This is a genomic window from Bifidobacterium sp. WCA-178-WT-4B (genome assembly GCF_009696495.1).
Classification (GTDB): domain Bacteria; phylum Actinomycetota; class Actinomycetes; order Actinomycetales; family Bifidobacteriaceae; genus Bifidobacterium; species Bifidobacterium infantis.
Genome location: NZ_VULV01000006.1, coordinates 120,335 through 145,316, shown reverse-complemented (window position 1 = coordinate 145,316; position 24,982 = coordinate 120,335). Strand labels below are relative to the sequence as shown.

General features: G+C 58.7%; 18 protein-coding genes and 2 pseudogenes. 1 reads left to right on the top strand and 19 read right to left on the bottom strand.

Going from position 1 to position 24,982, the window contains the following annotated elements; genetic code table 11:
- From FYJ31_RS06105 to FYJ31_RS06030, 17 genes and pseudogenes are all read right to left on the bottom strand, one after another.
- Positions 1 to 1,582 (bottom strand): extracellular solute-binding protein (locus tag FYJ31_RS06105; protein ID WP_154536270.1); only part of this gene is annotated, 1,582 nt, incomplete at its 3' end.
- Between the two features lie 200 nt (positions 1,583 to 1,782).
- A complete protein-coding gene (locus FYJ31_RS06100; RefSeq protein WP_012578569.1) occupies positions 1,783 to 2,745 on the bottom strand; it encodes a carbohydrate ABC transporter permease in 963 nt (320 codons plus the stop codon).
- A gap of 18 nt (positions 2,746 to 2,763) precedes the next feature.
- Positions 2,764 to 3,717: an ABC transporter permease gene (locus FYJ31_RS06095; protein WP_012578570.1), complete on the bottom strand. Its 954-nt coding sequence runs from the start codon at positions 3,715 to 3,717 to the stop codon at positions 2,764 to 2,766.
- Between the two features lie 86 nt (positions 3,718 to 3,803).
- The gene (locus FYJ31_RS06090) at positions 3,804 to 5,399 is read right to left on the bottom strand and encodes an ABC transporter substrate-binding protein (RefSeq protein WP_136501151.1); all 1,596 of its coding nucleotides are present in this window, start codon (positions 5,397 to 5,399) and stop codon (positions 3,804 to 3,806) included.
- A gap of 197 nt (positions 5,400 to 5,596) precedes the next feature.
- Positions 5,597 to 6,673, bottom strand: a pseudogene (locus FYJ31_RS06085) (sialidase family protein); the annotation flags it as partial.
- A 210-nt stretch (positions 6,674 to 6,883) separates the two neighbouring features.
- Positions 6,884 to 7,840, bottom strand: a complete 957-nt coding sequence (locus FYJ31_RS06080; RefSeq protein ID WP_144099265.1) for a dihydrodipicolinate synthase family protein — start codon at positions 7,838 to 7,840, stop codon at positions 6,884 to 6,886.
- 181 nt (positions 7,841 to 8,021) lie between these two features.
- Positions 8,022 to 9,614 carry an ABC transporter substrate-binding protein gene (locus tag FYJ31_RS06075; RefSeq protein ID WP_154536268.1) on the bottom strand — a complete coding sequence of 531 codons (1,593 nt, stop codon included), beginning with the start codon at positions 9,612 to 9,614 and terminating at the stop codon, positions 8,022 to 8,024.
- A 387-nt stretch (positions 9,615 to 10,001) separates the two neighbouring features.
- Complete coding sequence (locus FYJ31_RS06070; RefSeq protein WP_154536267.1) at positions 10,002 to 11,606, bottom strand: ABC transporter substrate-binding protein; 1,605 nt, start codon at positions 11,604 to 11,606, stop codon at positions 10,002 to 10,004.
- A 153-nt stretch (positions 11,607 to 11,759) separates the two neighbouring features.
- Positions 11,760 to 11,882, bottom strand: a complete 123-nt coding sequence (locus tag FYJ31_RS13040; protein ID WP_012578578.1) for a hypothetical protein — start codon at positions 11,880 to 11,882, stop codon at positions 11,760 to 11,762.
- Between the two features lie 166 nt (positions 11,883 to 12,048).
- The gene (locus FYJ31_RS06065; protein ID WP_154536266.1) at positions 12,049 to 13,644 is read right to left on the bottom strand and encodes an ABC transporter substrate-binding protein; all 1,596 of its coding nucleotides are present in this window, start codon (positions 13,642 to 13,644) and stop codon (positions 12,049 to 12,051) included.
- A gap of 155 nt (positions 13,645 to 13,799) precedes the next feature.
- Positions 13,800 to 15,755, bottom strand: coding sequence for a beta-N-acetylhexosaminidase (locus tag FYJ31_RS06060; RefSeq protein WP_154536265.1), 1,956 nt, complete (start codon positions 15,753 to 15,755; stop codon positions 13,800 to 13,802).
- 96 nt (positions 15,756 to 15,851) lie between these two features.
- A complete protein-coding gene (locus tag FYJ31_RS06055) occupies positions 15,852 to 16,577 on the bottom strand; it encodes an HAD family hydrolase (protein WP_326831187.1) in 726 nt (241 codons plus the stop codon).
- A gap of 48 nt (positions 16,578 to 16,625) precedes the next feature.
- Positions 16,626 to 17,918 (bottom strand): ABC transporter substrate-binding protein, encoded by a 1,293-nt coding sequence (locus tag FYJ31_RS06050; RefSeq protein WP_154536263.1) that lies wholly within the window; start codon positions 17,916 to 17,918, stop codon positions 16,626 to 16,628.
- Between the two features lie 135 nt (positions 17,919 to 18,053).
- Complete coding sequence (locus FYJ31_RS06045) at positions 18,054 to 19,373, bottom strand: MBL fold metallo-hydrolase (protein ID WP_154536262.1); 1,320 nt, start codon at positions 19,371 to 19,373, stop codon at positions 18,054 to 18,056.
- A complete protein-coding gene (locus tag FYJ31_RS06040; RefSeq protein WP_326831186.1) occupies positions 19,357 to 20,175 on the bottom strand; it encodes a carbohydrate ABC transporter permease in 819 nt (272 codons plus the stop codon). Before FYJ31_RS06040 ends, FYJ31_RS06045 begins: the two co-directional genes overlap by 17 nt.
- Positions 20,172 to 21,119 (bottom strand): carbohydrate ABC transporter permease, encoded by a 948-nt coding sequence (locus FYJ31_RS06035; RefSeq protein WP_154536261.1) that lies wholly within the window; start codon positions 21,117 to 21,119, stop codon positions 20,172 to 20,174. Before FYJ31_RS06035 ends, FYJ31_RS06040 begins: the two co-directional genes overlap by 4 nt.
- Before the next feature lies 1 nt (position 21,120).
- Entirely contained in the window at positions 21,121 to 22,239 is a 1,119-nt protein-coding gene (locus FYJ31_RS06030) for an ABC transporter ATP-binding protein (protein ID WP_012578586.1), read from the bottom strand.
- Between the two features lie 234 nt (positions 22,240 to 22,473).
- On the opposite strand from FYJ31_RS06030, the gene FYJ31_RS06025 reads away from it, so the two are divergent.
- A complete protein-coding gene (locus FYJ31_RS06025) occupies positions 22,474 to 22,995 on the top strand; it encodes a ClbS/DfsB family four-helix bundle protein (protein ID WP_154536260.1) in 522 nt (173 codons plus the stop codon).
- A 28-nt stretch (positions 22,996 to 23,023) separates the two neighbouring features.
- Here FYJ31_RS06025 and tnpB read toward each other — a convergent pair whose 3' ends face one another.
- A complete protein-coding gene (tnpB, locus tag FYJ31_RS06020; RefSeq protein WP_154536277.1) occupies positions 23,024 to 24,325 on the bottom strand; it encodes an IS607 family element RNA-guided endonuclease TnpB in 1,302 nt (433 codons plus the stop codon).
- Positions 24,318 to 24,665, bottom strand: a pseudogene (locus FYJ31_RS06015) (IS607 family transposase); the annotation flags it as partial. The pseudogene FYJ31_RS06015 and the gene tnpB, both read right to left, overlap by 8 nt.
- Positions 24,666 to 24,982: the final 317 nt, after the last annotated feature.

Genomic DNA, 24,982 nt, shown 5'->3' with positions numbered 1-24,982 from the left:
AGATGTCGTACCACTTCTGCCAGATCTTCACGTTCTCCTGCAGACCAAGACTGTCGAGCTGCTTGCAATACGCATCCCACTCCTCGTCAATACCACCCTTGGACATCCAAGTAGCAGTCTTCTGCATGGCGACGTTGGAAATCTGGTTGTAGTTGCTGGCCAACGTGGTGTTGTCGTCCGCGTCCGGGTTCACGTAGTCCGGAATGTAGTCCTTGACGGGATCGAAGTTGCTGCGCTGCTTCTCATACACCTTGCTCGCCTGGTACAGGGCGTCGCTACCGGCATCGCCCTTGATGGTGACCTCGTCGGGAATCCAGCCGGCGGGGTAGGACAGGCTCGGGGAGGTGTTCTTCTTGCGCATCTCGATAAGCTTGTCGTTGTCCACGGTGTATTCGTGCTCACCGGTCTTGGTCACGGTCTTGCCGAAGGAGCCGTAGAACTGCTGCACGGAGTACTTCTCGGAGTACATCAGGTTGAGCAGCTTCAGCGTGGCGTCCTTGTTGGCGGCGCGCGCGGAGACGGCGGGGCCGGCGGCGTCGAATTCGCTCGAGGAGCCGTCCCACACGGTCTTGTCCGGGGAGACGCCCGGGGCGGATGGCACCGGGATGGTGATGTACTGGTCCTTCAGATCGCCGAAGGTATCGGAGATGGAGCTGCTGAACACCACGCCGGTCTTCGCGGTCTTGCCGTCGCTGGTCTGATCCGCGTTGTAGGCGTCATCGTCCTTGGTGGCCCAGTCGGCGGGGATCAGGCCCTCGGAGATGAGCTTGTGGTAGTACTTGATGACCTGCTTGTATTCGTCGGAGGTCATGAAGCTCTTGACCACGCCGTTCTTGGCATAGAAGCCGTATGTGGACACGCCCTTGTTGAAGCCGGTCGGGATGCCGGTGGAGTTGAGCAGCAGCATCGGGCTGTGCCAGGTGTAGTACAACGGGTCGAGCTTCTTGATGTTCATCGGAATCTCGTCGGCCTGGCCGTTGCCGTTCGGATCCTCGGTCTTGAACGCCTTGAGCACGTTCTCCAGCTCGTCCCACGTGGTCGGCACCTGCAGCCCCAGCTTGTCAAGCCAGGCCTTGTTGATCATCATGAGCTGGCCAGTGCCGGCATTGTTCTTGCCGTGGGCATTGGGGAGCGTGTACAGGTGGCCCTTGGAATCGGTATTGAGCTTCTGCGCGTCCGGTTTCTCCTTGAAGAACGCCTTGACGTTCGGCAGCTTGTCGAGATCCTGGTTCAGATCCTCGAACAGGTTGGAGAACTGCTCCGCGTACACGAAGCTGAAGGCATGGAGGCTGATGTCCGGAATGTCGCCGGCGCTCAGCGTGGTATTGCGCTGATTCGCGAAATCTCCGTTATCGACTTCCTGCCATTCGATCTTGCAGTCGCAGTCGGCCTCGAGGTCCTTGGCCCACTGCATGTTGGCGATCTTGTCCTGATTGGGTTCCTTCGCAACCAGGACGCTCACGATCGGCTTGCCGTCGGCGGTCGTGGTCGGCTTCTTGTCGCCGCCGCATGCAGCCAGCGAACCCAGCAAGGCAACGGCGCACACAGCAGAGCCCACCCTCATCGCGGTTCTTCTCATCATTCTCCCTTTCTGCAGAATGAAAACACTATAAGCGTCCATCACAACCGTGAGACGGACATTAGGTAATATATGCCTCTTCGCAGCATTTTGTCAACATGCCTAACAATATGCGGCACCACGACGGGCGACCGGGGAAACGCGCGACGGCCGAATGAACAAAGGGGTTTCGTTGTGTGTCGTGCAACGAAACCCCCCGACGATCAGCCCTTCACGGCACCGATCATCACGCCCTTGTTGAAATACTTCTGCAGGAACGGATACAACACCAGCAACGGCAACGTCGACACGATGATCACGCCGTACTTGATCTGGTTCGCGAAATCACGCTGCTGCACCACGTCCATGCCACCCGAACTCTGACCGGTGATGTTCGTCTGGTTCGACAACAGGATGGAACGCAGCACGTTCTGCAACGGCAGCTTGTCCGCGTCGCGGATGTACACCAAGCCGGTGAAGAAGTCGTTCCAATGACCCACGAAGTAATACAACGTCATCACCGCCAGGATCGCGGAGCTCAACGGCAGCACGATCCGCAGGAAATACCCGAAATACCCCAAGCCGTCGATCTGCGCGGCGTCGTGCAGGCTCTCCGGGATCGAGCTCTCGAAGAACGAACGCGCCACGATCAGGTTCCACACGCTCACCGCGCCCGGAAGGATGAACACCCACACCGAGTTCAGCAGACCCAACTGCTTGTACAGCAGGAAGCTCGGGATCATGCCGCCCGAGAAGAACATCGTGAACGTCATCAGGAACAGGATCACGCGGCGCGGCTTGAACTCGCGGCGAGACAACGCGAACGCCGCCGGGATCGTGACCAGCATGTTCAGGGCCGTGCCCGCCACCGAATAGAAGATGGTGTTGCGGTAGCCGACCCAGATCCTCGAATCGGTGAACACCTTGGCGTAACCGCCGAAGTTCATCTTCGCGGGCAACAGGAACACCTTGCCCTGGCTGACCATCGTCTGGTCCGAGACCGAGGCGATCACGATGAACCAGATCGGATAGACGATCGCCACCACGACCAACGCGATCAACAGCCAGATCACGATGTCGACGACCCAGTCGGACACGCTCCTCCTCTGCCTCAGCTTCGGGTTGAACGGGATGTCGTCCGACCCCGCGCCGCGGACCGGCGCCGGATTGATGGATGTGCTTGTCATAATGGACCCTCCCGCCCGCTAGAAGATGCTGGTGTCCGACGCCCTCTTCGAAATGAAGTTGGCGAGCACCAGGAAGAAGAAGTTGACCACGGTGTTGAACAGGCCTATGGCCGTCGTGTAGCTGAACTGGTTGCCCAGAATACCCATGCGGTACGTGTACGTCGCGATGACCTCCGACACGGACAGGTTCATCGGGTTCTGCATCAACAGCACCTTCTCGAAGCCCACGTTGAGCACGGAACCCATGTTCATGATCAGCATGATGCCCACCGTCGGCATGATCGCCGGGATGTCGACGTAGCGGATGAGCTGCAGACGACCGGCCCCGTCGATCTTCGCGGCCTCGTACAGGGACAGGTCCACCGAACTCAACGCCGCCAGATAGATGATGCAGTTCCAACCCATATGCTGCCACACCTCGCTGATCCAGTAGATCGGCGTGAACAGCCCCGGCTCGCCCAACAGGTCGGTGCCCGGGAACAGGCGCCCGATCATGCCCGTGCTCGGCGACAGGAAGATGTTGATCATCGACACGATCACGACCGTCGAGATGAAGTGCGGCATATACGTCACCGTCTGCACGAACCCCTTGATCTTCGACGACGAGATCTGGTTGATCAGCAACGCCAGCACGATCGGGGCGATGAACCCCATGACCAGCGTCCACAGGCTGATCCGCAACGTGTTGACCATGATGTTCACGAACATGCCCGACCGGAAGAACTGCTCGAAATACCGCAGCCCCGCGAACCTGCCGCCCATCAGACCCTCGACCGGATCGAAATCATAGAACGCGAGACGAAGACCGTACATCGGCACGTACGCGAACAGACCGACGAACACCAACGCCGGCAACGTCATCAACCACAACGCGCCGTACCGACGGAAATGACGCCCCAACCGCACCGGCAACGGCGCGGAACGAGCCGCCAACGCGTTATCCACCACTTCACCCTGTTTCACCACAGACATAAAAAATCCTTCCCCCGCCGTCCCGCCCGCCACGCGAACGCGCGACGGACGGGACGACCCGCTCATGCAACGGCGGAACCGCTACATCACTTCTTCGTGTAGATGTCGTACCACTTCTGCCAGATCTTCACGTTCTCCTGCAGACCAAGACTGTCGAGCTGCTTGCAATACGCATCCCACTCCTCGTCAATACCACCCTTGGACATCCAAGTAGCAGTCTTCTGCATAACAACATTGGAAATCTGTGCATTGTTATTGGTCAGTGTATTACTGTCCGTCGGATCGGGGTTCACGTAGTCCGGAATGTAGTCCTTGACGGGATCGAAGTGGCTGCGCTGCTCCTCGTACGGCTTGTTCGCCTCAAGCAGGTTGTCGCCGTCGACATCACCCTTGATGGTGACACCATCGGGAATCCAGCCGGAGAAACGATCGGCCAGGCCCGGGAAGAGGTTGTCGCCCATCGCCTTGGTGTACTTGTCTTCGTCCACGGTGTAGTGGCGGTTGCCGTCATCGGTGACCAGGTTGCCGAAGGAGCCGAGGAACTGCTGCACGGAGTACTTCTCGGAGTAGAGCAGGTTGGCCAGCTTCAGCGCGGCGTCCTTGTTGGCGGCGTGGGAGGACAGGGAGAACCTATCGGCTTCGAACTCGGCGGAGGAGCCGTCCCACACGGTCTTGTCCGGGGAGACGCCCGGGGCGGATGGCACCGGGATGGGGATGTACTGATCCTTGAGCGTTCCGAAGCTCGCATCCTGGGACCATCCGAACGACACGCCGGTCTTCGCTGTCTTGCCGTCGCTGAGCTGGTCGGTATCGCACGCATCGAACGTCTTGGTGGCCCAGTCGGCGGGAATCAGGCCCTCGGAGATGAGCTTGTGGTAGTACTTGACGACCTCCTTGTATTCGTCGGAGGTCAGGAAGCTCTTGACCACGCCGTTCTTGGCGTAGAAGCCGGTCGGGGACGCGCCCTTGTTGAAGCCGGTGACGATGCCGGTGGAGTTGAGCAGCAGCATCGGGCTGTAGTAGGTGAAGTAGCTGTCGAGCTTCCTGATGTTCATCGGAATCTCGTCGGCCTGGCCGTTGCCGTTCGGATCCTCGGTCTTGAACGCCTTGAGCACGTTCTCCAGCTCGTCCCACGTGGTCGGCACCTGCAGGCCCAGCTTGTCAAGCCAGGTCTTGTTGATGAACATGTGCTGGCCAGTGCCGGAGTAGGACTTGCCTCGGGACGAAGGCAGGGCGTACATGTGGCCTTCGGGATCGGTGGTGAGTTTCTGCGCGTCCGGCTTCTCCTTGAAGAACTGCTTGACGTTCGGCATCTTGTCGAGATCCTTGCTCAGATCCTCGAACAGGCCCGGGAACTGCGCGGCGTTGGCGGGGAAGAACGCATGGAGGCTGACGTCCGCAATCTTGCCCGCGGCCAGGGTGGCGTTCTTCTGCTGGGCCCAGGCGTCCTCGCTGACCTCCTGCCACTCGATCTTGCAGTCGCAGTCGGCCTCGAGGTCCTTGGCCCACTGCATGTTGGCGATCTTGTCCGTGGCCGGCCTCTTCACGACCAGAACGCTCACGATCGGCTTGCCGTCGGCGGTCGTGGTCGGCTCCTTGCTGCCGCCGCATGCAGCCAGCGAACCCAGCAAGGCGACGGCGCACGTGATGGCGCCCGCCTTCAGTGCGGTTCTTCTTCTCATTGTCTCTCCTTTGAAATTATGATCCTGGATGCGCCCGCCACGTCTGCGAGGTGGACGCACCTAGGATAAGTCTCGGGAGATATTTTGTCAACGTCCTTAACATATATGAAATATCGGCACCGTTTCGCTATGCCTCAGCACCCTCCCTCATCAGACAGCGGAAAACCGCCGATTCCGTCGACGTTCAGCTGGCCGTTGAGCCAGTCGAGCGAGATACGGGTGTACATAATGTTATTATTATCACCTTCATACAGCAGGCCATAGCCGCCGCCGGCCTTGTGGCTCAATGCGGCGATCACCGAATACGCCATCGGCCCTGTCGTGAACCGTCGGCCGGCACTCCAGGTCTTGCCGTCATCGATCGAGACGCGCACCAGACCATCGATCCTGTCCGAAGGCGACGAGGAGGAATACAGCAGGACCTTGGCCTGCGCCGACCCTTCGGGGGCATCGGGGAACGCACGGGCAATCTGCGCGTTGTTCTCGGGATCGGGCAGCTGCGTTTCACGGGTCACCGGACCATACGTGGCACCACCGTCCCGGGAGATGGCGACATAGCGGCAACCATTTCCATCGGAGGAACGCGAGTTCAGCATCACACGGCCATCGGAAAGTTCCACGACTTTGTTCTCGTCCATGTGATCGCCGACGGGGGTGCCCGCATGCCAGGTTGCGCCGTGATCGTCGGAGAAGACCGATACCGCACGGTAGCGGCCGTCGAGCTCCTTGATGGTGTACTGCTGAATCAGGCGCCCCGCATGCTCGCCATACGTGAGCTGGATGCCGGCACCGGAAGAAGCGAACCGTGAAATCCATGATTCGCTGTTCGTGATGTCGGCGGTGATGATGCGCGGCTCGCTCCACGTCACGCCATTGTCGATGGAACTGGTGACGGCGGCCTGAAGCACCGTACGCGCAGAGGGATCGACGCCCGCCTGGGAGGTTCCGAAACCGGCGTCATAGGATTTGACGAAGAACAGGAACACCTCTCCCGTCTGCCGGTCCACCACATAGGACGGATCGGAATACCCGTATTTGTCGACGCCATCATGCCCGGCGGCCACAACATGCTGCGGCTCGAATGACCGGCCGCCGTCTTTGGAGATACGCTGCACGATCGAATTGGCTTGCGGGGCATCCTGGCAGTTATGGGGCCGCGCATCGAACGCCGCGAGGATCCAGCCGTTGGGCGCCTCGGCAAGGGCCGGAATCCGGTAGCAGGCCACACCGTAATCGCCTGGGGCCGCCAGACTCATCGCTCCGTCATGGTTCGCGCCGCACACAGTATTGTTCGTATTCATCATCCCGTTCTCCGTCATATTCGCTCACTCCTGTTCATCGCCTTGATGCCACCCGGCGTCCACGGACAATCTCCGTTCACGGACAAACGGCACCCCGGCGCATTCCGCAACATTGCGGTGTGCCATCCCGTGGACCTACATGGGTTGGGGGAAGGAGAAGGTCCGCGGGATGGCACGTCATCATCACTCGGTGGACGCATCGACCTGTTCCACCGTGCGCGCAAGCTCGAAACCGCATGCACGCAACACGTCCGCAATGGCTTTCACATTGTCGCCATGCAACGCCAACACCGGTTCGGGCATCTGGTTGGTGTCGAACACGCCCAGCAATGCCATCGCGGTCTTGAACGCGCCCACGCCGGAACCGAATCCCTGGACGCCGGACGGCGCCAGGACGATTCGCATCAATGCGGCGAGCTTATTCTGCTCCTTGCGCACCGAATCCCAATCACCGTTCCGGTAGGCGTTCCACATCGCAACATAGCCATATGGGTCCACATTGGCCAGACCGGGCACGCTGCCGTCCGCACCGGCCATGTACGCGCCATCGACGACGACTTCCTGACCGGTCAGCAACGTCAGCGGATGGCCGTTCTCCTCGTTGTCCCCAATCAGGAAACGGAACGCCACATCATCGTTCGACGAGTCCTTCACCCCGGCCAGCACGCCATCACGCCCCAAGCGGATCAGCAGATCATTGGGCAGCTTGGTATGCACGCATACGGGGATGTCGTATGCGAACAGCGGCAATTCAGGCACCGCGGCGTGAATCAGACGGAAATGCCTCTCGATCTCCGCCACGCCGCCCAATGCGTAGAACGGCGCCGTGGCCACGATGGCGGCGGCTCCCATCTCGCGAGCCGCACGAGCATGCTCGATCACGCGATTGGTCTCCGTGTCGATGCACCCCGCCAGCACCGGCACTCGGCCGCCGGCAATCTCAATGGCCGCGGCCAGTATCTCACGACGTCGCTCATCCGTGGAGAATACGACTTCGCTTGAGGATCCGAGAACGAAAAGTCCATTGACCCCGGCCCCAATCATGCGGTCGATCGAGCGCCTGTAGCTCTCCACATCGAGACGATGATCCGCGGTCAACGGAGTGACGACCGGGGGAATGACCCCACGAAACTGATTCATACTGTGAATCTCCTTGTTGTATTTGTGTTTGTCTGGTACGCGAGACAACGCCGCATCCGCTCCGCATGAGCGAACCGCACCCGATCGTTGATCCGAATTCCTCCAGTCCAACAATTCGGGTGCGGCTCACATCTCGGAGTCGCAAGCACTGCCTTGCAACAGGTCCGCGCTCACGACACCGTCACTTCGTGTAGGTGTCGTACCACTTCTGCCAGATCTTCACGTTCTCCTGCAGACCAAGACTGTCGAGCTGCTTGCAATACGCATCCCACTCCCCGTCGATGCCGCCCTTGGACATCCAGGTGGCGGTCTTCTGCATAACGACGTTGAGAATCTGGGTATTATTGCTACTCAGCTTGTTATTGTCTTCGGGGCTGGGGTTCACATAGTCCGGAATGTAATCCTTGACGGGATCGAAGTGGCTGCGCTGCTCATCATATGCTTTATTCACCTCAAGCAAATCATCAGCATTGGTATCGCCCTTAATGGAGACTTCGTCGGGAATCCAACCCGTAAACCGATCAGACAGACCGGGGAAGAGGTTGTCTTTCATCAGCTGACTGGTCTTCTCTGCATCCACGGTGTATTGATGGTTGCCGTTATCAGTAACCAGCTGTCCAAACGAGCCGAGGAACTGCTGCACGGAGTACTTCTCGGAGTAGAGCAGGTTGGCCAGCTTCAGCGCAGCGTCCTTGTTCGCAACATGCGACGAGATGGAAAGTTTGTTGCCGTCAAATTCGCTGGACGAGCCATCCCACACGGTCTTGTCCGGGGAGACGCCCGGGGCGGACGGCACCGGCATGGCGATGTATTGATCCTTGAGCGTTCCGAAACTCGCATCCAGCGACCACCCGAACGACACACCGGTCTTCGCGGTCTTTCCATCACTGGTCTGATCCGAATCATACGCGTCGAGAGCCTTGGTGGCCCAGTCCGCTGGAATCAGCCCCTCGGAGATGAGCTTGTGGTAATACTTGATGACCTGCTTGTATTCGTCGGAGGTCAGGAAGCTTTTGACCACGCCGTTATCCGCATAATAGCCGGTAACCGTCGGCCCCTTGTTGAAACCGGTGACGATGCCGGTGGAGTTGAGCAGCAGCATCGGGCTATACCAAGAGAAGTAGCTGTCAAGCTTCTTGATGTTCATCGGGATCTCGTCCGCTTGGCCGTTGCCGTTCGGATCCTGGGTCTTGAACGCCTTGAGCACGTTCTCCAGCTCGTCCCACGTGGTCGGCACCTGCAGACCCAGCTTGTCGAGCCAGGCCTTGTTGATCATCATATTTTGACCAGATCCGGAATAGGACTTGCCTCGGGACGAAGGCAGGGCATATATGTGACCGTCAGGATCGGTGATAAGCTTCTTGGCATCCGGCTTCTGCTTAAAGAAGGCCTTGACGTTCGGCAGCTTGTCAAGATCCTTGCTCAGATCCTCAAACATGCTTGGATATTGAGCAGCATCAGGCACTCCAAAGGCGTGGAGGCTTATATCCGCAAGCTTGCCCGCGGCCAAGGTGGCGTTCTTCTGCTGGGCCCAGGCGTCCTCACTGACCTCCTGCCACTCGATCTTGCAGTCGCAGTCGGCCTCAAGGTCCTTGGCCCACTGCATGTTGGCGATTTTATCCGTACTGGGTCTCTTGACTATTAAGACACTTACAATCGGCTTGCCATCAGCGGTCGTGGTCGGCTCCTTGTCGCCGCCGCACGCAGACAGCGAACCCAGCAAGGCCACGGCACACGCAACGGCACCCGCCTTCATCACGGTTTGTCTCCTCATCGTCTCTCCTTTGACATGATGATATTTGAGCGCGTCCGCCGCATCTGCGGGACGGACGCACTCATGATAGGCACGGGAGATGGAGTTCGTCAACATTCTTAACATATATGTGAGTCGCGCCACACATAGTCATTCCCGCCACCATGTAATCCACTAAACAGAACGCAGCACGTCAAAACCCACTCCCGCGGCTTCGGGAACATGGACTGCTCCAGCACCATGATCTACCTGACCCGCGGCAGACCCGGCCTCAACATCGCATCCGCTCCGCATGAGCGAACCGCACCCGATCGTTGATCCGAATTCCTCCAGTTCAACAATTCGGGTGCGGCTCACATCTCGGAGTCGCAAGCACTGCCTTGCAACAAGCTTGCGCTCACGGCACCGTCACTTCGTGTAGGTGTCGTACCACTTCTGCCAGATCTTGGTGCTCTCCTGTAGACCAATGCTGTTGAGCTGCTTGCAGTAGGCATCCCATTCTTCGTCAATGCCACCCTTGGACATCCAAGTAGCAGTTTTCTGCATAGTGGTATTGAAAATCTCGGCATTATTAGTGTTCAGCTTCGTCGCATCGGAAGGATCCATATTATCCATATTGACGTAGTCGGGAATATAGTCCTTGACGGGATCGAAGTGGCTGCGCTGCTCCTCGTACACCTTGTTCACTTCAATCAATTCATCGGCGTGAGTATCGCCCTTGATAGTAGCTTCATCAGGAATCCAGCCCACCAACAATTCCGACAGGCCAGGATACTGGTTGTCACCGGTCAACTGGCTCAGCTTGTCATTATCCACGGTGTACTCATGCTCACCAGTCTTGGTTATTGCCTTGCCGAAGGAGCCGAGGAACTGCTGCACGGAGTACTTCTCGGAGTACAGCAGGTTGGCCAGCTTCAGCGCGGCGTCCTTGTTCGCGGCGTGGGAGGAAATCGACAGTCCTGCAGGGGACAACTCACTGGAGGAACCATCCCACACGGTCTGGTCCGGGGAGACGCCCGGGGCGGACGGCACCGGCATAGCGATGTACTGGTCCTTGAGCTTGCCGAAATTGTCGGATGGAGACCAACCGAACACCACGCCGGTCTTCGCGGTCTTGCCGTCACTGATCTGATCCGCGTTGTAGGCGTCATCGTCCTTGGTGGCCCACTCGGCGGGAATCAGGCCCTCGGAGATGAGCTTGTGGTAGTACTTGACGACCTCCTTGTATTCATCGGAGGTCAGGAAGCTCTTGACCACGCCGTTCTTGGCGTAGAAGCCGTATTCAGACACACCCTTGTTGAAGCCGGTGACGATGCCGGTGGAGTTGAGCAGCAGCATCGGGCTGTACCACGTGAAATAGCTGCCTTCGAGTTTCTTAATGTTCATCGGGATCTCGTCCGCTTGGCCGTTGCCGTTCGGATCCTGGGTCTTGAACGCCTTGAGCACGTTCTCCAGCTCGTCCCACGTGGTCGGCACCTGCAGACCCAGCTTGTCAAGCCAGGCCTTGTTGATCAGCATATGCTGACCTGTGCCGGAGTAGGCCTTGCCTCGACCATCGGCTATCGCATAAATCCGCCCTTTGGAGTCAGTGGACATCTTCTTGGCATCCGGCTTCTGCTTAAAGAAGGCCTTGACGTTCGGCAGCTTGTCAAGATCCTTGCTCAGATCCTCGAACATACCGGGATACTGGTAAGCCTCAACAGCACCGTATCCATTCAGGTTCACATCCGCGATATCCCCAGAGGCCAAGGTGGCGTTCTTCTGCTGGGCCCAAGCTTCTCGAGTCACTTCCTGCCACTCGATCTTGCAATCGCAGTCGGCCTCCAAGTCCTTGGCCCACTGCATGTTGGCCATCTTTTCCTGATTGGCGTTCTTCTTGACCAGAACCGTCACAATCGGCTTGCCGTCAGCCGTCGTGGTCGACTTCTTGCTGCCCCCACACGCAGACAGCGAACCCAGCAAGGCCACGGCACACGCAACGGCACCCGCCTTCACCATAGTTTGCCTTCTCATCGTCTCTCCTTTGACATGATGATATTTGAGCGCATCCGCCGCATCTGCGGGACGGACGCATTCATGATAGGCACGGGAGATGGAGTTCGTCAACATTCTTAACATATATGTGAGTCGCGCCACACATCGCCGCTGCCGCCACCACGTAACCTGTTAAATGGAACGCAGCACGTCCGCCGCGCGCCATACCACACGTTGGATGCGGAACAGCGGGGCGATATCCTTGGCTGCATCGTCAAGCTTGCCCTGCGTGGCGCCGGGCAAGGACTCGGCCACGGTGAAACGGTTCGCGACGGACCCGCGGCAGACCCAGCCTCAACATCGCATCCGCTCCGCATGAGCGAGCCGCACCCGATCGTTGATCCGAATTCCTCCAGTTCAACAATTCGGGTGCGGCTCACATCTCGGAGTCGCAAGCACTGCCTTGCAGCTCACGACACCGTCACTTCGTGTAGGTGTCGTACCACTTCTGCCAGATCTTGATGTTATCCTGAAGGCCAATGCTGTCGAGCTGCTTGCAGTAGGCATCCCATTCCTCGTCGATGCCGCCCTTGGCCATCCAAGCAGCGGTCTTCTGCATGACGGTGTTGTTAATCTCCGCATTGCTTGTACTCAACTTCGCGGAATCGGAAGGATCCATATTATCCATATTGACGTAGTCGGGAATATAGTCCTTGACGGGATCGAAGTGGCTGCGCTGCTCCTCGTACACCTTGTTCACCTCAATCAGTTCATCGGCGTGGGTATCACCCTTAATGATGACTTCATTGGGAATCCAACCCACCAGCAATTCCGACAAACCAGGGTAAAGATTATCCTTAGTCAGCTTGTCTAACTTGGCGCTGTCCACAGTATACTTATGCTCACCGGTCTTAGTCAAAGTCTGACCAAACGATCCGAGGAACTGCTGCACGGAGTACTTCTCGGAGTAGAGCAGGTTGGCCAGCTTCAGCGCAGCGTCCTTGTTCGCGGCATGCGCGGAAATGGTCAGCCCAGCAGGAGCCAATTCGCTAGAGGAACCATCCCACACGGTCTCATCCGGGGAAACGCCCGGAGCAGAAGGTGCCGGCATAGCGATGTACTGGTCCTTAAGCTTGCCGAAATTGTCAGTCGGAGACCAACCGAACACCACGCCGGTTTTCGCGATCTGGCCGTCACTAATCTGGTTCGCGTTGTAGGCGTCATCGTCCTTGGTGGCCCAGTCCGCTGGAATCAGCCCCTCGGAGATGAGCTTGTGGTAGTACTTGACGACCTCCTTGTATTCGTCGGAGGTCAGGAAGCTCTTGACCACGCCGTTCTTGACATAATAACCAGAAGTGGATACGCCTTTGTTGAAGCCGGTCGGGATGCCGGTGGAATTGAGCAGCAGCATCGGGCTATACCAGGAGAAACCGCTTCCGAGCTTCTGTATGTTCATCGGGATCTCGTCGGCCTGTCCGTTGCCGTTCGGGTCCTGGGTCTTGAACGCCATAAGCACGTTCTCCAGCTCGTCCCACGTGGTCGGCACCTGCAGACCCAGCTTGTCGAGCCAGGCCTTGTTGATCAGCATATGCTGGCCCGTACCGGAATAAGATTTTCCGCGCGCAGTGGCTATTGCATAGACTCTACCCTTGGAATCAGTCGAGAATTTCTTAGCTTCCGGCTTCTCCTTAAAGAATGCCTTGATATTCGGCAACTTGTCGAGACTCTTGCCTAGATCCTCAAACATTCCTGAATACTGGTAGGCGTCAAGGGAATTAAATCCGTTAAGGTTCACGTCCGCGATATCCCCAGAGGCCAAGGTGGCGTTCTTCTGCTGTGACCAAGCTTCTCGAGTCACTTCCTGCCACTCGATCTTGCAATCGCAGTCGGCCTCCAAGTCCTTGGCCCACTGCATGTTGGCGATCTTGTCCTGATTGGCGTTCTTCTTGACCAGAACCGTCACAATCGGCTTGCCGTCAGCCGTCGTGGTCGACTTCTTATTGCCACATGCAGACAGCGAACCCAGCAAGGCCACGGCGCACACCGCAGCACCCACCTTCATCGCGACATTCCTCATTGTCTCTCCTTTGAGTCGATGATGACTTCGGTTGCATCCATCACACCTATGAGATGGACGCAACCATGATAAGTACGGGAGCCAGCACTGTCAACAGCCTTAACATATTTGCATCAGGCCCGCTCGCACCGCCGCTCCCGTCACCACGCAACCGGCTAAATGGAACGCAGCACGTCCGCCGCGCGCCATACCACGTGTTGGATGCGGGCCAGTTCCGACTGCCGACTGACCTCATGCCAGAGCCTCGAATACCGTTCGGTCCAGCATTCCAGTTCATCGGCCAACTTCGCCGCATCGATTCCGGCCTCATCCTGCCGCACCACGCCATGCGCGGCCAACAACGCCAACCCGACACGGTTCAGCAGACGCTGACCGTCGATGGCCAACGACCAGACCGCAGCGGAGGAGGGATCACCGGCCACGCGGAACAGCTGGGTGATATCTTCGGTTGCATCGTCAAGCTTGCCGTTCAATTCCCGGCCCGCAAGAATGGAGTCACGCAACGTCCGCAGCATCGAAACGCGAGCATCCGCCAACCTTGCCTGACCGGACTGCGACAAGTCATTCCGATACGCTTCCAGACAGCCCATGACCCGCACGATCTCCGTATTGCATCCGCCACGGCCGTCGTCCAGTTCCAGGTAGGTGACGAGATCGCTCCACGAGAATCCGCCTTTGGCAGAAGCGCCCCTGAGCGCACCGACCACACCACCAGTGCGGTCGCCGTATTCGATAGTGGATATGCGCGACAGCATATCGGCTTCGCTGAGCTCGGCATCTGGATTCCAGGATTGCTGCGCACCGAAGATCATGCCCGGAACCGACATGCGGGGATCGTTGACGTGCCCGAAATCCCCCCAATCAGTGACCAGCATTCCCGAAACATCATGGGCGCGGCCATGGCGCGCCATCCTGGTGATGTTATTCCATGCATCGTCGATCCGCGGAATCAGCGCATTCCAGCACCACACCGCCGGGCACACCATCTGCGTCGCGCCGGCATCGGCGAGAGCGGCCGTTGTGCCATCATCCACGTCTGGCTCATACTGCCAATTCAGCCAGGTGATGTTCTTGGGAAGCGTATCGATGATCTCAGGGTGCTCGAGCGCGACATCGGCCCACACCATGACATCATGCCCACGATCATCAACATGGCGGCACAGGCGCTCGACGAAATCGGCATACATCGCGCCAACGCCACGTTTCGCCGATTCCCGCTTCGACCTCCCCTTGCCGAGATCAAACGTCTCATCGGCGCAGATATTGAACTTCCGCGAACGGAACAACGGCATCAGCTCATCGATCAATGATGTCGAAAACTCATAGGACCGCTCATCGGTGATGTTGAGCGTATGGTGCGTCATTCGCTCGATCAGGCTGAAAGGACGATCCGCATCCTCCGGAAACTCTCCCAGATCACGTAGTTGCCGCGTCCGCAGCGCGGTGTAATGGTGCCCGAACGTCGACACGGAGGGCACGAGCTCTATGCCACGCGCCGTGCAATAGGAATCAAGCTCGAGAATGTCGGACGAAGTCAGCGGATCGGCGCCACGCCACACTTCGCTAAGACCATTGAACTGGAACGTATGCTCGATGTACAACTGGAATTGGTTGTACTTATAGAAGCACAGGCGATCCACCCACGATTTCAGCCAAGCCATAGAGGGCACACGGCCACGGGTCACGTCCAGATAGTAACCGCGGGTCGAGAACGCCGGCCGATCCCTGATGACCATGCACGGTATCGTCAAACCAATCTGGCGAATAATCTGACGCAATGTCTGCACGCCATCGCGAACGCCTTCGAACCCCGAACCGGTGATCACAACGCCGTCCGGCGAGACCTCAAGCACGTACGACCAGTCATCGAGCGAAGGACTGGTCCGCAAAGTCACCTCCCGCTGAACCTCTCCGGAGGCCACCTGCCAGCGGCCTCCGCATACGCGCTTAATGTCGTCGGCAAGTTGACGCGCAAACACGGCCTCCGCATCATCCGCGCCTCGTTGCTCCACAACCGTTCCCGACAACGGCAACGAGCATGTTCCCACCAGCGGCTCGACATTCGTCGGCTCCGGTATGACATGCCATTCCAATGTTGGTTCCTGCACCATAGCAGCCACATATCCTTTCGACCTCTGCATCGAGATAGAGCCTTCTGGCCCTCAGGACATGATAGCCGTCAACGGGGTCAACGGACACGGTTGCGGTCAGTCCCGGAAAGCGGCCCCGGCCCCACCGGCATCCGCCGTCGCGGCGACGCATAAACCCACAATGTCATCGACCATCTGCCGCAAGGTAGGGGCGGTGATGGTCGCGGGCAAGGATGGATCAGGCTCGTGGATGAGCGCGGTAAGCCCACCGGCGGCACGCACCGGAGCGATATCGTTCGTCCAGTAGTCGCCGATGCTCATCACACCCAGCTCGCCCGTCCGTCGGCGAACCGCCGACAGCCTTTCGATCACCTTCGGCCATCCGCCTGGCTTGGCGGCACCGGCGATGATGCCATCGAATCCTTCGAGCACGCCCAGACGGTCCAACGTCTCACGCAGCCCGATCATCGGCGAGTTCGTGACCAGCACGCGCCGGCAACCCAGCTCACCCAACCGCTCCAAGAGGGATTCCAACCCCTCGGGCGGACGCACGTCGAACGTGCCTTCGGCCAACATTCGACGCGAACGCAGATACGCATCCTGCGACTGCTCGGCGGTCAGACGCCCTGCCGCATGAGCCTGCACGACGTCATAGGCATCCGAATACTTCGGCATATCCACCGGACATGCCAGAAACCGCTCCAGCTCATCGTTCAACGTGGCCGCGTCATCACGATCAAGATGCGCGCACACCGCCTCGGCGTAGGCCTTGACCGGACCATCGCCGAGGCATACCGTGCCGTCGAAATCGAAAGCCACCGCGAATGCCGAATCACCGTTCACAGCTCTACCATCCAATCCCGCATCACATCAGTCGCCGGCATACGGCGGTCACTGTTCCCAATCCGAATCGAACGTCGGCTTGAGCGTGCTCAGCGAAGACTTGACGTCACCCGCACCGGAGAGCACGTTCTCCAAGGACTTCTGCACATCGTCGCTGGCCTGTTGCATGCCGGGCGTCAACGGAATGGTGAACAGGTTCTTGGTGGCATCAGCCAAGATGGGCGCAATGGCACTGCCCGAGTTGGCATACTTGGCATCGGCGATCGCGGACTTACGAACAGGAATGTAACCGGTACCGATCGCCCACTCGATCTGGCTGTCCTTGGACGTCAGGAACTTCTCATACAGATAGGCCGCCGTGCGCTGTTCGGGGCTGGCCGAGGAGAACATGTAGATATCGGTGCCCTGCTGCATCGTGTGCTTCGCCGGATACGGCACCACACCATATTCAAACTTGCCCTCGGCACCCTTCTTAACGAAGGATTCACCGGCGTTGGACCCAACATACATGGCGACCTTCTGGTTGGAGAACGGACCGGACATGTACTTGTCGGTGCCGGCGATGCGGAAGTAGCCATCCTTGACGCCCTTGTCGTAGTAGTCGAAGGCCTTGGCGGACTTCTCGCCGGTCACATCGAGGCCCTTGCCGAACGTCACCCCCTCGTTCTTCATATAGGTGATGTAGTAGTTCGACAGCGAGTCGAAGCCCGCGCCGGGAATGCCCTTCGCGCTCTCGATTTTCTTGGAGGTTTCGGCGAGCTCGTCATACGTGGTGGGCACCTTGAGTCCCAGCTCGTTGAGCATGGTCTTGTTGTACCACAGCACCTCAGTGGACTTGTTGAAGGGCATACCATACGTCTTGCCGTCGATCTTCACGCCATCGCGCAGGCCGGGCAGCACGTCGTCCCAGTTGTCGAATGCGAGATTACCGTCCTTGGACGTGATGTAGGGGTCAAGGTTGACGACCTGACCATCGGAGATCGCGTCGACCAGCCAGCTCGGGTACGCCTGGGTGATGGTCGGCAAATCCTTCGGGCTCTGCATCGTGGCGGTGAGCTTCTGCTGCAGGTCACTGTAGCTGGACTGGTTCTGCAAAGTCACCTTGATGTTCGGGCTCTGTTTCATGAACGTGTCGGTCAGGCTCTGCAGGGTCTTCTCCTGATTGCCTGTCATGCCGTGCCAGAACGTGATCTCAACGTTTCCCTTGATGTCGGAGACAATCTTGTCGGATTGTCCACCATCGCTCGCCGCGTTGGTCGAACCACATCCAGATAAGGCTAGCACGCCAGCCATCAATGCGGTCAGCACCGCTTTCGCACGCATATTACCGTGTAGTGTCATGATTCCATTCCTTTTCTGATTCCATTGGTTTCCGTTTGCTTGTTTCTTTTCCTGTTTCCCGTGGAACATTCCCCGGAAAAGTCTCGGCAATGACGCAACCGGCAACACGCCGGTTCACGGCTCACAGCTCACAGCTCACAGCTCAACAGTCAACCCCGGTTCGGGCAAGATCATCGCTCCATAATCGTTGCGATACCGTTCGGGATGCTCGCCATGCACCGGGAACAGCAGACGGGGACGCACCGCATCGATGATCTCGAACGCCTTCTCCACCGTGGCGTGTCCGGAGCACGAAATCGTGACGGCTTCGACATCCTGATCGGCGAATCCTTGGAAGAACGGCTTATACGCGGGGTCGTATTCTCCGAGAGGCGCGGCACCCGTGTGCACATACAATCCGTTGCGTCGAAGATCGTGCAGATGTGCGGCTCTCGCACGATCGTCGAGCTGCCACAGATACGCATCCTGATCGGACAGCAGTTCATCGAACGGAATCTCCAGCGCCGAGTCGAGCGCCGAATAATCACGGTCATCATTCAGACGGTAGTAATGCACGGGGTCACCGGTCACGGAAGTGTATACGAAAGCCGCGTACGCACTGAGCACGACGGTGCGCGGACTGGACGCGATGATGTGCTGGATTCGTTCGATGTTCGTCAGATAGTAATTGAACGTGATCTGACGATGTGGATTGTCCCGAACGAGCGCCTCGATGCGATCGCACACCTGCTGTTCGGTGGTCTCCGGGCGGTCGACGGGATCACCCGGCTTGCGGAAGGAGATCGACGTGCCTTCCATGATGAGCGCATCGGCACCCGCGTTCGCCTGGAGGAACGCACGGGTGTCATGCTCAAGAAATCCGTGGAAACGAATGTCGCCCGTGTACGCGATGACCGCGTCAGGCGTGACGACGCGCAGACCGGACGCACCGTAGGCATCGTGGTCTACGGGCATGACCGTGACCGAGATGGAACCGACACGCACGACGCCGTTGGGCTCCACGCCGGTGATCGGCCGAGTATGGCCGCAATCCTTGCGATACGGCGGGAAATCGAAATCGTCGTTCACGTTCATGGCTTCGAGCACCCTCTTGGTGTTCTGCGAAGCGTAGACGGGGATGGCGGAATCGATATAGTTGAGCATCTTGGAATGGTCGAGATGCGCATGCGAGACGAAGACCGCACTGTGTGCATACGGGTCCGCAGACCAGTGGTGACCGGGCACGTCTATCGTGCGGTCGAATATCGCCGGCAGATACGGTACGTAGCCTTGCGAGATGAGATCGGCGAGATCTCGGGGCTGCGTGGGAGCGGCAGGGTTATATTCGCAACCGCAGTCGAACACGATGCGGCTATCGCCATAGGACACCTCGATGAGATTGCCTCCGATCGTGCGGATGCCCCGGTAAAACGTGATGCGCGTTTTGTCGCGCAGATCGTTATCCCTTAATGCCATTGCTGGACACTCCTTCGATGATTTGCTTATGGAAGATGAAGTACAGCACCAATATCGGCACAATCGTGGCCGTGCTGGCCGCCATCTGAAGTTGTACCGCCGTGCCGGTCTCAGTAGCGAACGCGCTCAGACCGTTGCTGATCAGACGCATATCCGTGCTGTTGGTGACGAGAATCGGCCAGAGGAACGAATTCCAGCCGCCGATGAACAGCAGCAACGCCATGGTGAACAAAGCGGGCCTGCTCATCGGAATCATCACTTTCCAGATGAATTCGAGATCACCGCACCCGTCGACCTTCGCCGCGTTGTAATATGCCGCCGGCATGGACGACAGGTACTGCTGCAGATAGAAGATGTAGAACACGCTTGCCAAGGAGGGCAAGATCAACGCCCAATACGTATCCAGCAAACCCAGCTGGTTGATCGTGCGATAGTTGGTGAACACAACGACCTCATACGGCACCATGAGCAACGCCATCATGCCCACCATCAACGCCTTCTTGAAACGGAAACGCAACCTTACCAAGGCGAAGGCCGCAAGTACGGTGGTGATGAGCGTGCCCAACGTCGACAACCCGGACACCAGTACCGTGTTGAGGAAATAACGGGGGAACGGCGCCTGCCTCATGGCTTCGACGAAATTGTGCCACTGCGGGACGCGAGGCACTATCGTCGGCGGGATGCTCGTGACCTCCTGATAGGTCATCAGGCTGCTGGACAGCATGTACAGGAACGGGAAGAGCGTAAGCGCCGCCATGACGATGACGAACACGTAGACCAGACCCTTACCGAGAAACCTCACTTCGCCAGCCTCCTCAATACGATGCCTTGGATGATGGTGAAAGCCAGAATCACCAGGAACAGCACCACCGCTGCGGCCATGCCCTGCCCATACTTGTTGTCCACGTAGAACTTGTTGAACACGTAGAACACCGCCGTCGTGGCGCTATCGCCGATACCGGCCTTCCCGTTGAACAAGGCGTACACCTCCGTATACACCTTGAAGGAATTGATGAAATCCACGATGGACAGGAACGTCAGAATCGGCACCATCTGCGGCAACGTGATCCGGCGGAACTTCTCCCAGGCCGTGGCGCCGAACATGTCGGCCACCTTGTAATATTCCTTGTCTATGCCGCGCAGGCCCGACAACAGAATGATGATGTTGAACGCCAGGGACGACCATATGCCGAAGATGATGAGTGTGGGCATATTGAACTTCGGATCGTTGAGAAAATCGTAAGGCCCAAGGCCACACAGACCCAACACGTAATTGACAAAACCGTAATCGCCGTTGAACAGATATCGGAACACCATGCCGATGGCGATTACCGAGGTCAGATAGGGGATGAAGAACAGGATTTCGAAGACCCTGCCTCCGCGAAGCTTTCCATTGATGGCCACGGCCACCGCCATCGACAGCACCAGCCCGACCGACACCACGACGAATGCAAACAGCGCCGTATTGGCGATGGCCTTGCGGAATTCGGGATCCGCGAACACGAAAACAAAATTACGCATTCCCACAAACCGTTGACGGGTCAACGTCCCGCCCTGCAGCGACATGATGAAGATACGCACCAGGGGAAGCAGATTGAACACGGTGATCAACGCCAAGGCCGGGAACAGCAACAGCCACGCATGGGGCTGCCGCTCGGCGGAATATCGACCCGAGCGATGAGATTTCCCTCCCCCGCCCTCATTCAGGGCAGTCACCGCAATCGACTTCTCGCGCCTCTCTCCCATATCAGTACACCCTCGTTCCATCCTCGGAGAACAGATATATATCGTCATACCCGATGGCGAACGCGACCCGTTGCCCTTGGCGGATTCCCGTGCGTGCATCGACCACGCTGCGTGCATGTTGCCCGCCGGCGTCAAAATGCAGGACGGCATAACGGCCAATCATTTCCAAAGACTCGATTTCGGCCTCAAACGCCGGCTTGAATCCATCGGCATGCCCTTTCACGGGCTCCGTCAGGAAATATTCAGGACGAATGCCGACCTTGTAGCGCTCCTCCGTCAGCATTCCGCCCGCGGCGTCGGCGCGGAACCGGGAACCATCAAGATCCGCGAGCGCGATGTCGAAGGCCTTTCCCCGCAGCATGCCGTCAGAACGGTCGAATCTCATGTCGAAGATATTGATGATCGGACTGCCCATGAACTGCGCCACAAACAGGTTGGCCGGGTCGAGATAGAGTTTCTGCGGATTGTCGTACTGCTGCACCACACCCTCGTTCATCAGCACGATGCGATCGGAAATCGACAGCGCCTCCTCCTGATCGTGAGTGACGAAGATCGTGGTGATGCCCGTCCCCTTGACCAGACGGCGAATCTCCTCACGAATATGCAACCGTAGACGCGCGTCCAAATTGCTCAACGGCTCGTCGAGCAGTAGCACCCGGGGAGTCTGCACGAGTGCACGAGCGATGGCCACACGCTGCTGCTGCCCGCCCGACAACGCGGAAGGTTTCTTGTCCGCCAGATTCTCGATGTTCGTCATGTCCATGAACTTGTGGGCGATCTTCGCCGCCTCTTCCCTGCTGCGGCGATGTTCTCCCACACGCAGCGGAAACATGACGTTCTCCAATACCGTCATATGCGGGTAGAGGGCATAATTCTGGAAGACCATCCCGATGTTGCGATTCTTGGGATGCAGTCCGACGACGGATTGGCCGTCGATGGCGATATCGCCGGAAGTGGGATCCAGAAGACCCGCGATGATGTTCAACGTAGTGCTTTTGCCGCAGCCGCTGGGACCAAGCAGGCAGACCAGTTCTCCGTCTTGAATATCAAGGCTGATATCCTTCAGGGCCTCATATCCGTTCTCATACACCTTCCTGAGATTCTTGATTGAGATTCCCATATCCACCCACTCCCATATTTCGGCGTTTCGGCGGCGATCAGCACTAGCATGACACGAGGAGATGCAGCGGGGGGAGAAATTCATCAGGACTATACGCGCACAAGTCAGAGAATTCATCTTGTTCACATGGAGTTCAGACAGCCCCGGACACCCGCCAGCCACTGACGTCACGGCATCCGCCGGACTGATACAATGTCCGTATCGTCGCAGCGACGCATGGCGGCCGGGAGGTGCATGGTGAGAACATACGAGAACGCGCAGGAGCTCAAAGAGGAGATCGGCGCGGCGTTTCGCAAATACATTGCGGAGTTCGACGATATTCCGGAAGCTCTGAAAGACAAGCGCATCGACGAGGTCGAGAGGACCCCGGCGGAAAACCTCGCCTATCAGGTTGGTTGGACCACCCTGCTGCTGCAATGGGAGGATCGCGAGCGGAAGGGCCTTCCGGTGCGAACGCCGTCGGACGAGTTCAAGTGGAACCAACTCGGAAAGCTGTACCAGTGGTTCACCGACACCTACGCCCACCTTTCGCTGCGGGAGCTGAAGGGCATGTTGACCGACAACGTCGACGCCATATACGCCATGATTGACGCGATGAGCGAGGATGAGCTGTTCAAGCCGCATATGAGGCAATGGGCCGACGACGCCACCAAAACGGCGGTATGGGAAGTGTACAGGTTCATTCATGTGAACACCGTCGCCCCGTTCGGATCGTTCAGGACGAAGATCCGCAAGTGGAAGCGGATGGCCCTATAGGTTCGTCGCGGCCTACAACCGTTGCAAACTAGTTTGTTTTGGTTTGTAGGACGGTCTTGCGATCGTCCGCTCCAAGTCTCACGCCGCTTGCGTGGCTGCTTGGTTCGCACTTCACCGGGGTCTGCGTTGCACGACGTGATGCGTCGTTCCGTCTTCCGTCCCCTCCATGCGCGTTTAGGGTCTCCGGGGCACTCCCGGCGACCTGGATGTTGACGGCCGCGTTCAAATCACGGTCGATGGACAGTCCGCACTCCTCGCAATGGTAGACGCGCTCGGACAGGGACAGTTTGGTTTTCACCGTCCCGCAGTTCGAACAGGTCTTCGAGCTTGGATACCAGCGGCCGATGATGTGGAGTCCAGCGCCGGTGCGTGCGGTCTTGTAGGTCAGTTGGCGTCGGAACTCCGCGAATGCGGCGTCCTGAATCGATTGGGCGAGCCTGTGGTTCTTGACCATGCCCGCCACGTTCAGATCCTCGATGCTGATGTCCGAGTACGTGTCGGCGAGCCATGTGGTCAGCTTGTCCAACATGTCGCGGCGCTGATTGGCGACACGCGCGTGCAGTCGGACGACTCGTTCCCGCGCGTGGGCGCGCCGATGCGAGCCGGGCTGTCTGCGGCTCAGCGAGCGTTGCGCCCGCTTAAGACGGCGTTCATTGGCCTTGAGCGTGTGCGGGTTGGCGATCGTGGTGCCGTCCGAGAGCGTCGCCAAGGAGTTCACGCCCAGATCGATGCCGACCGCCCCTTCCCTCGGCGTTCGTCTCGCCGTTGGGTCGGCGCGTTCGACGGTCAACGCGGCGTGCCAGCGTCCCGCACGGCACGACACCGTCATGCGCAGCGCCCTGGCCCCGTCCACGCGTCCTGCGACGTTCTCCATGCAGTGCACGCGGCCGATGCGCGGCAGTCTGAGCGCCTTCGGATCGGCCCTGACGAGGCCGAAGCTGCCGGTCGTGTACGCGAACCGCGGCGTCTCCCGATCCTTCGCCTTGAATCTCGGGAACCCGACCCTGCGGCCCTTCCGTTCGCCCTTGCGGCTTTTCGACCAGTTCGACAGGGCGTCGGACAATGCCTCCAGACCACTGTTGTAGGCTTCCTTGCTGTTCTCCCGCCACCACGGCGTCCCGTCCGCATCCACGGCCAGCGTGCCCTTGTTCGCGTTCCACCAGCGGCGCAGCGCATACAATGTCCATTCCAGCTTCCCGCCGGTTTCGATGGTCTCCTTGACGTGGGCGAGCCCCGCATTGTACGCGAACCTGGCCGCCCCCGCGTGCGACAGTATCAGGCGTTCCTGCACGGGCGTCGGATCCAACGCCACCTTGACGGCCTCAAGCATCATGCGCCGCCTTCAACGCGGCCTTCGCCTTGTTCCTCGCCGCGCGCCGACCGTACAGGCGGGCGCAGAACGAGGCCAGCACCTCGGTCATGTCCCGCACGAGATCGTCGTCCAGCTCGGAATCGTCCACGACGATGAGCCGCCGCCCCTGCGCCGTCAACGCGGATTCGACCAGTCCCGCGTTCATGCGGGCCAGGCGGTCGCGATGCTCCACGACGATCGTGCCCACGGTCGGGTCGGTGAGGGTGCGGTTCAACTTGCGGCGTTTGTCGTCCATGCCGGAACCGGTCTCCGACACCATCTCGACGTCCGACGCGCCCAGATCGATGGCGAACGCCTTACGCGCGATTCTGTTGAAGCACGGCGTGGCAGCGGACGAGATGTATTACGAGCCGTTTGCGATGTGATGTTCGGGAGCGCGGGAGCGTAGCGTATCGAACGTATAGGTAACGAAGTGGGAGGTGTCTCGCCGGCTGATTGCTTGGCGAGACACCTCCCACTTGGCATTGCTCCCCTCAGCCTCACCTCGTTCGGCAGCTCCCCTCAGAGAGGGAGCAATATGGGTCATATCATGGTTCTGGAATCTCCGGCGGGAAGCTACGCAGACGCCTTAGCCCAAACGCAGTGTTGGCTCCTCCTCGGAGAGGGAAGCCAACA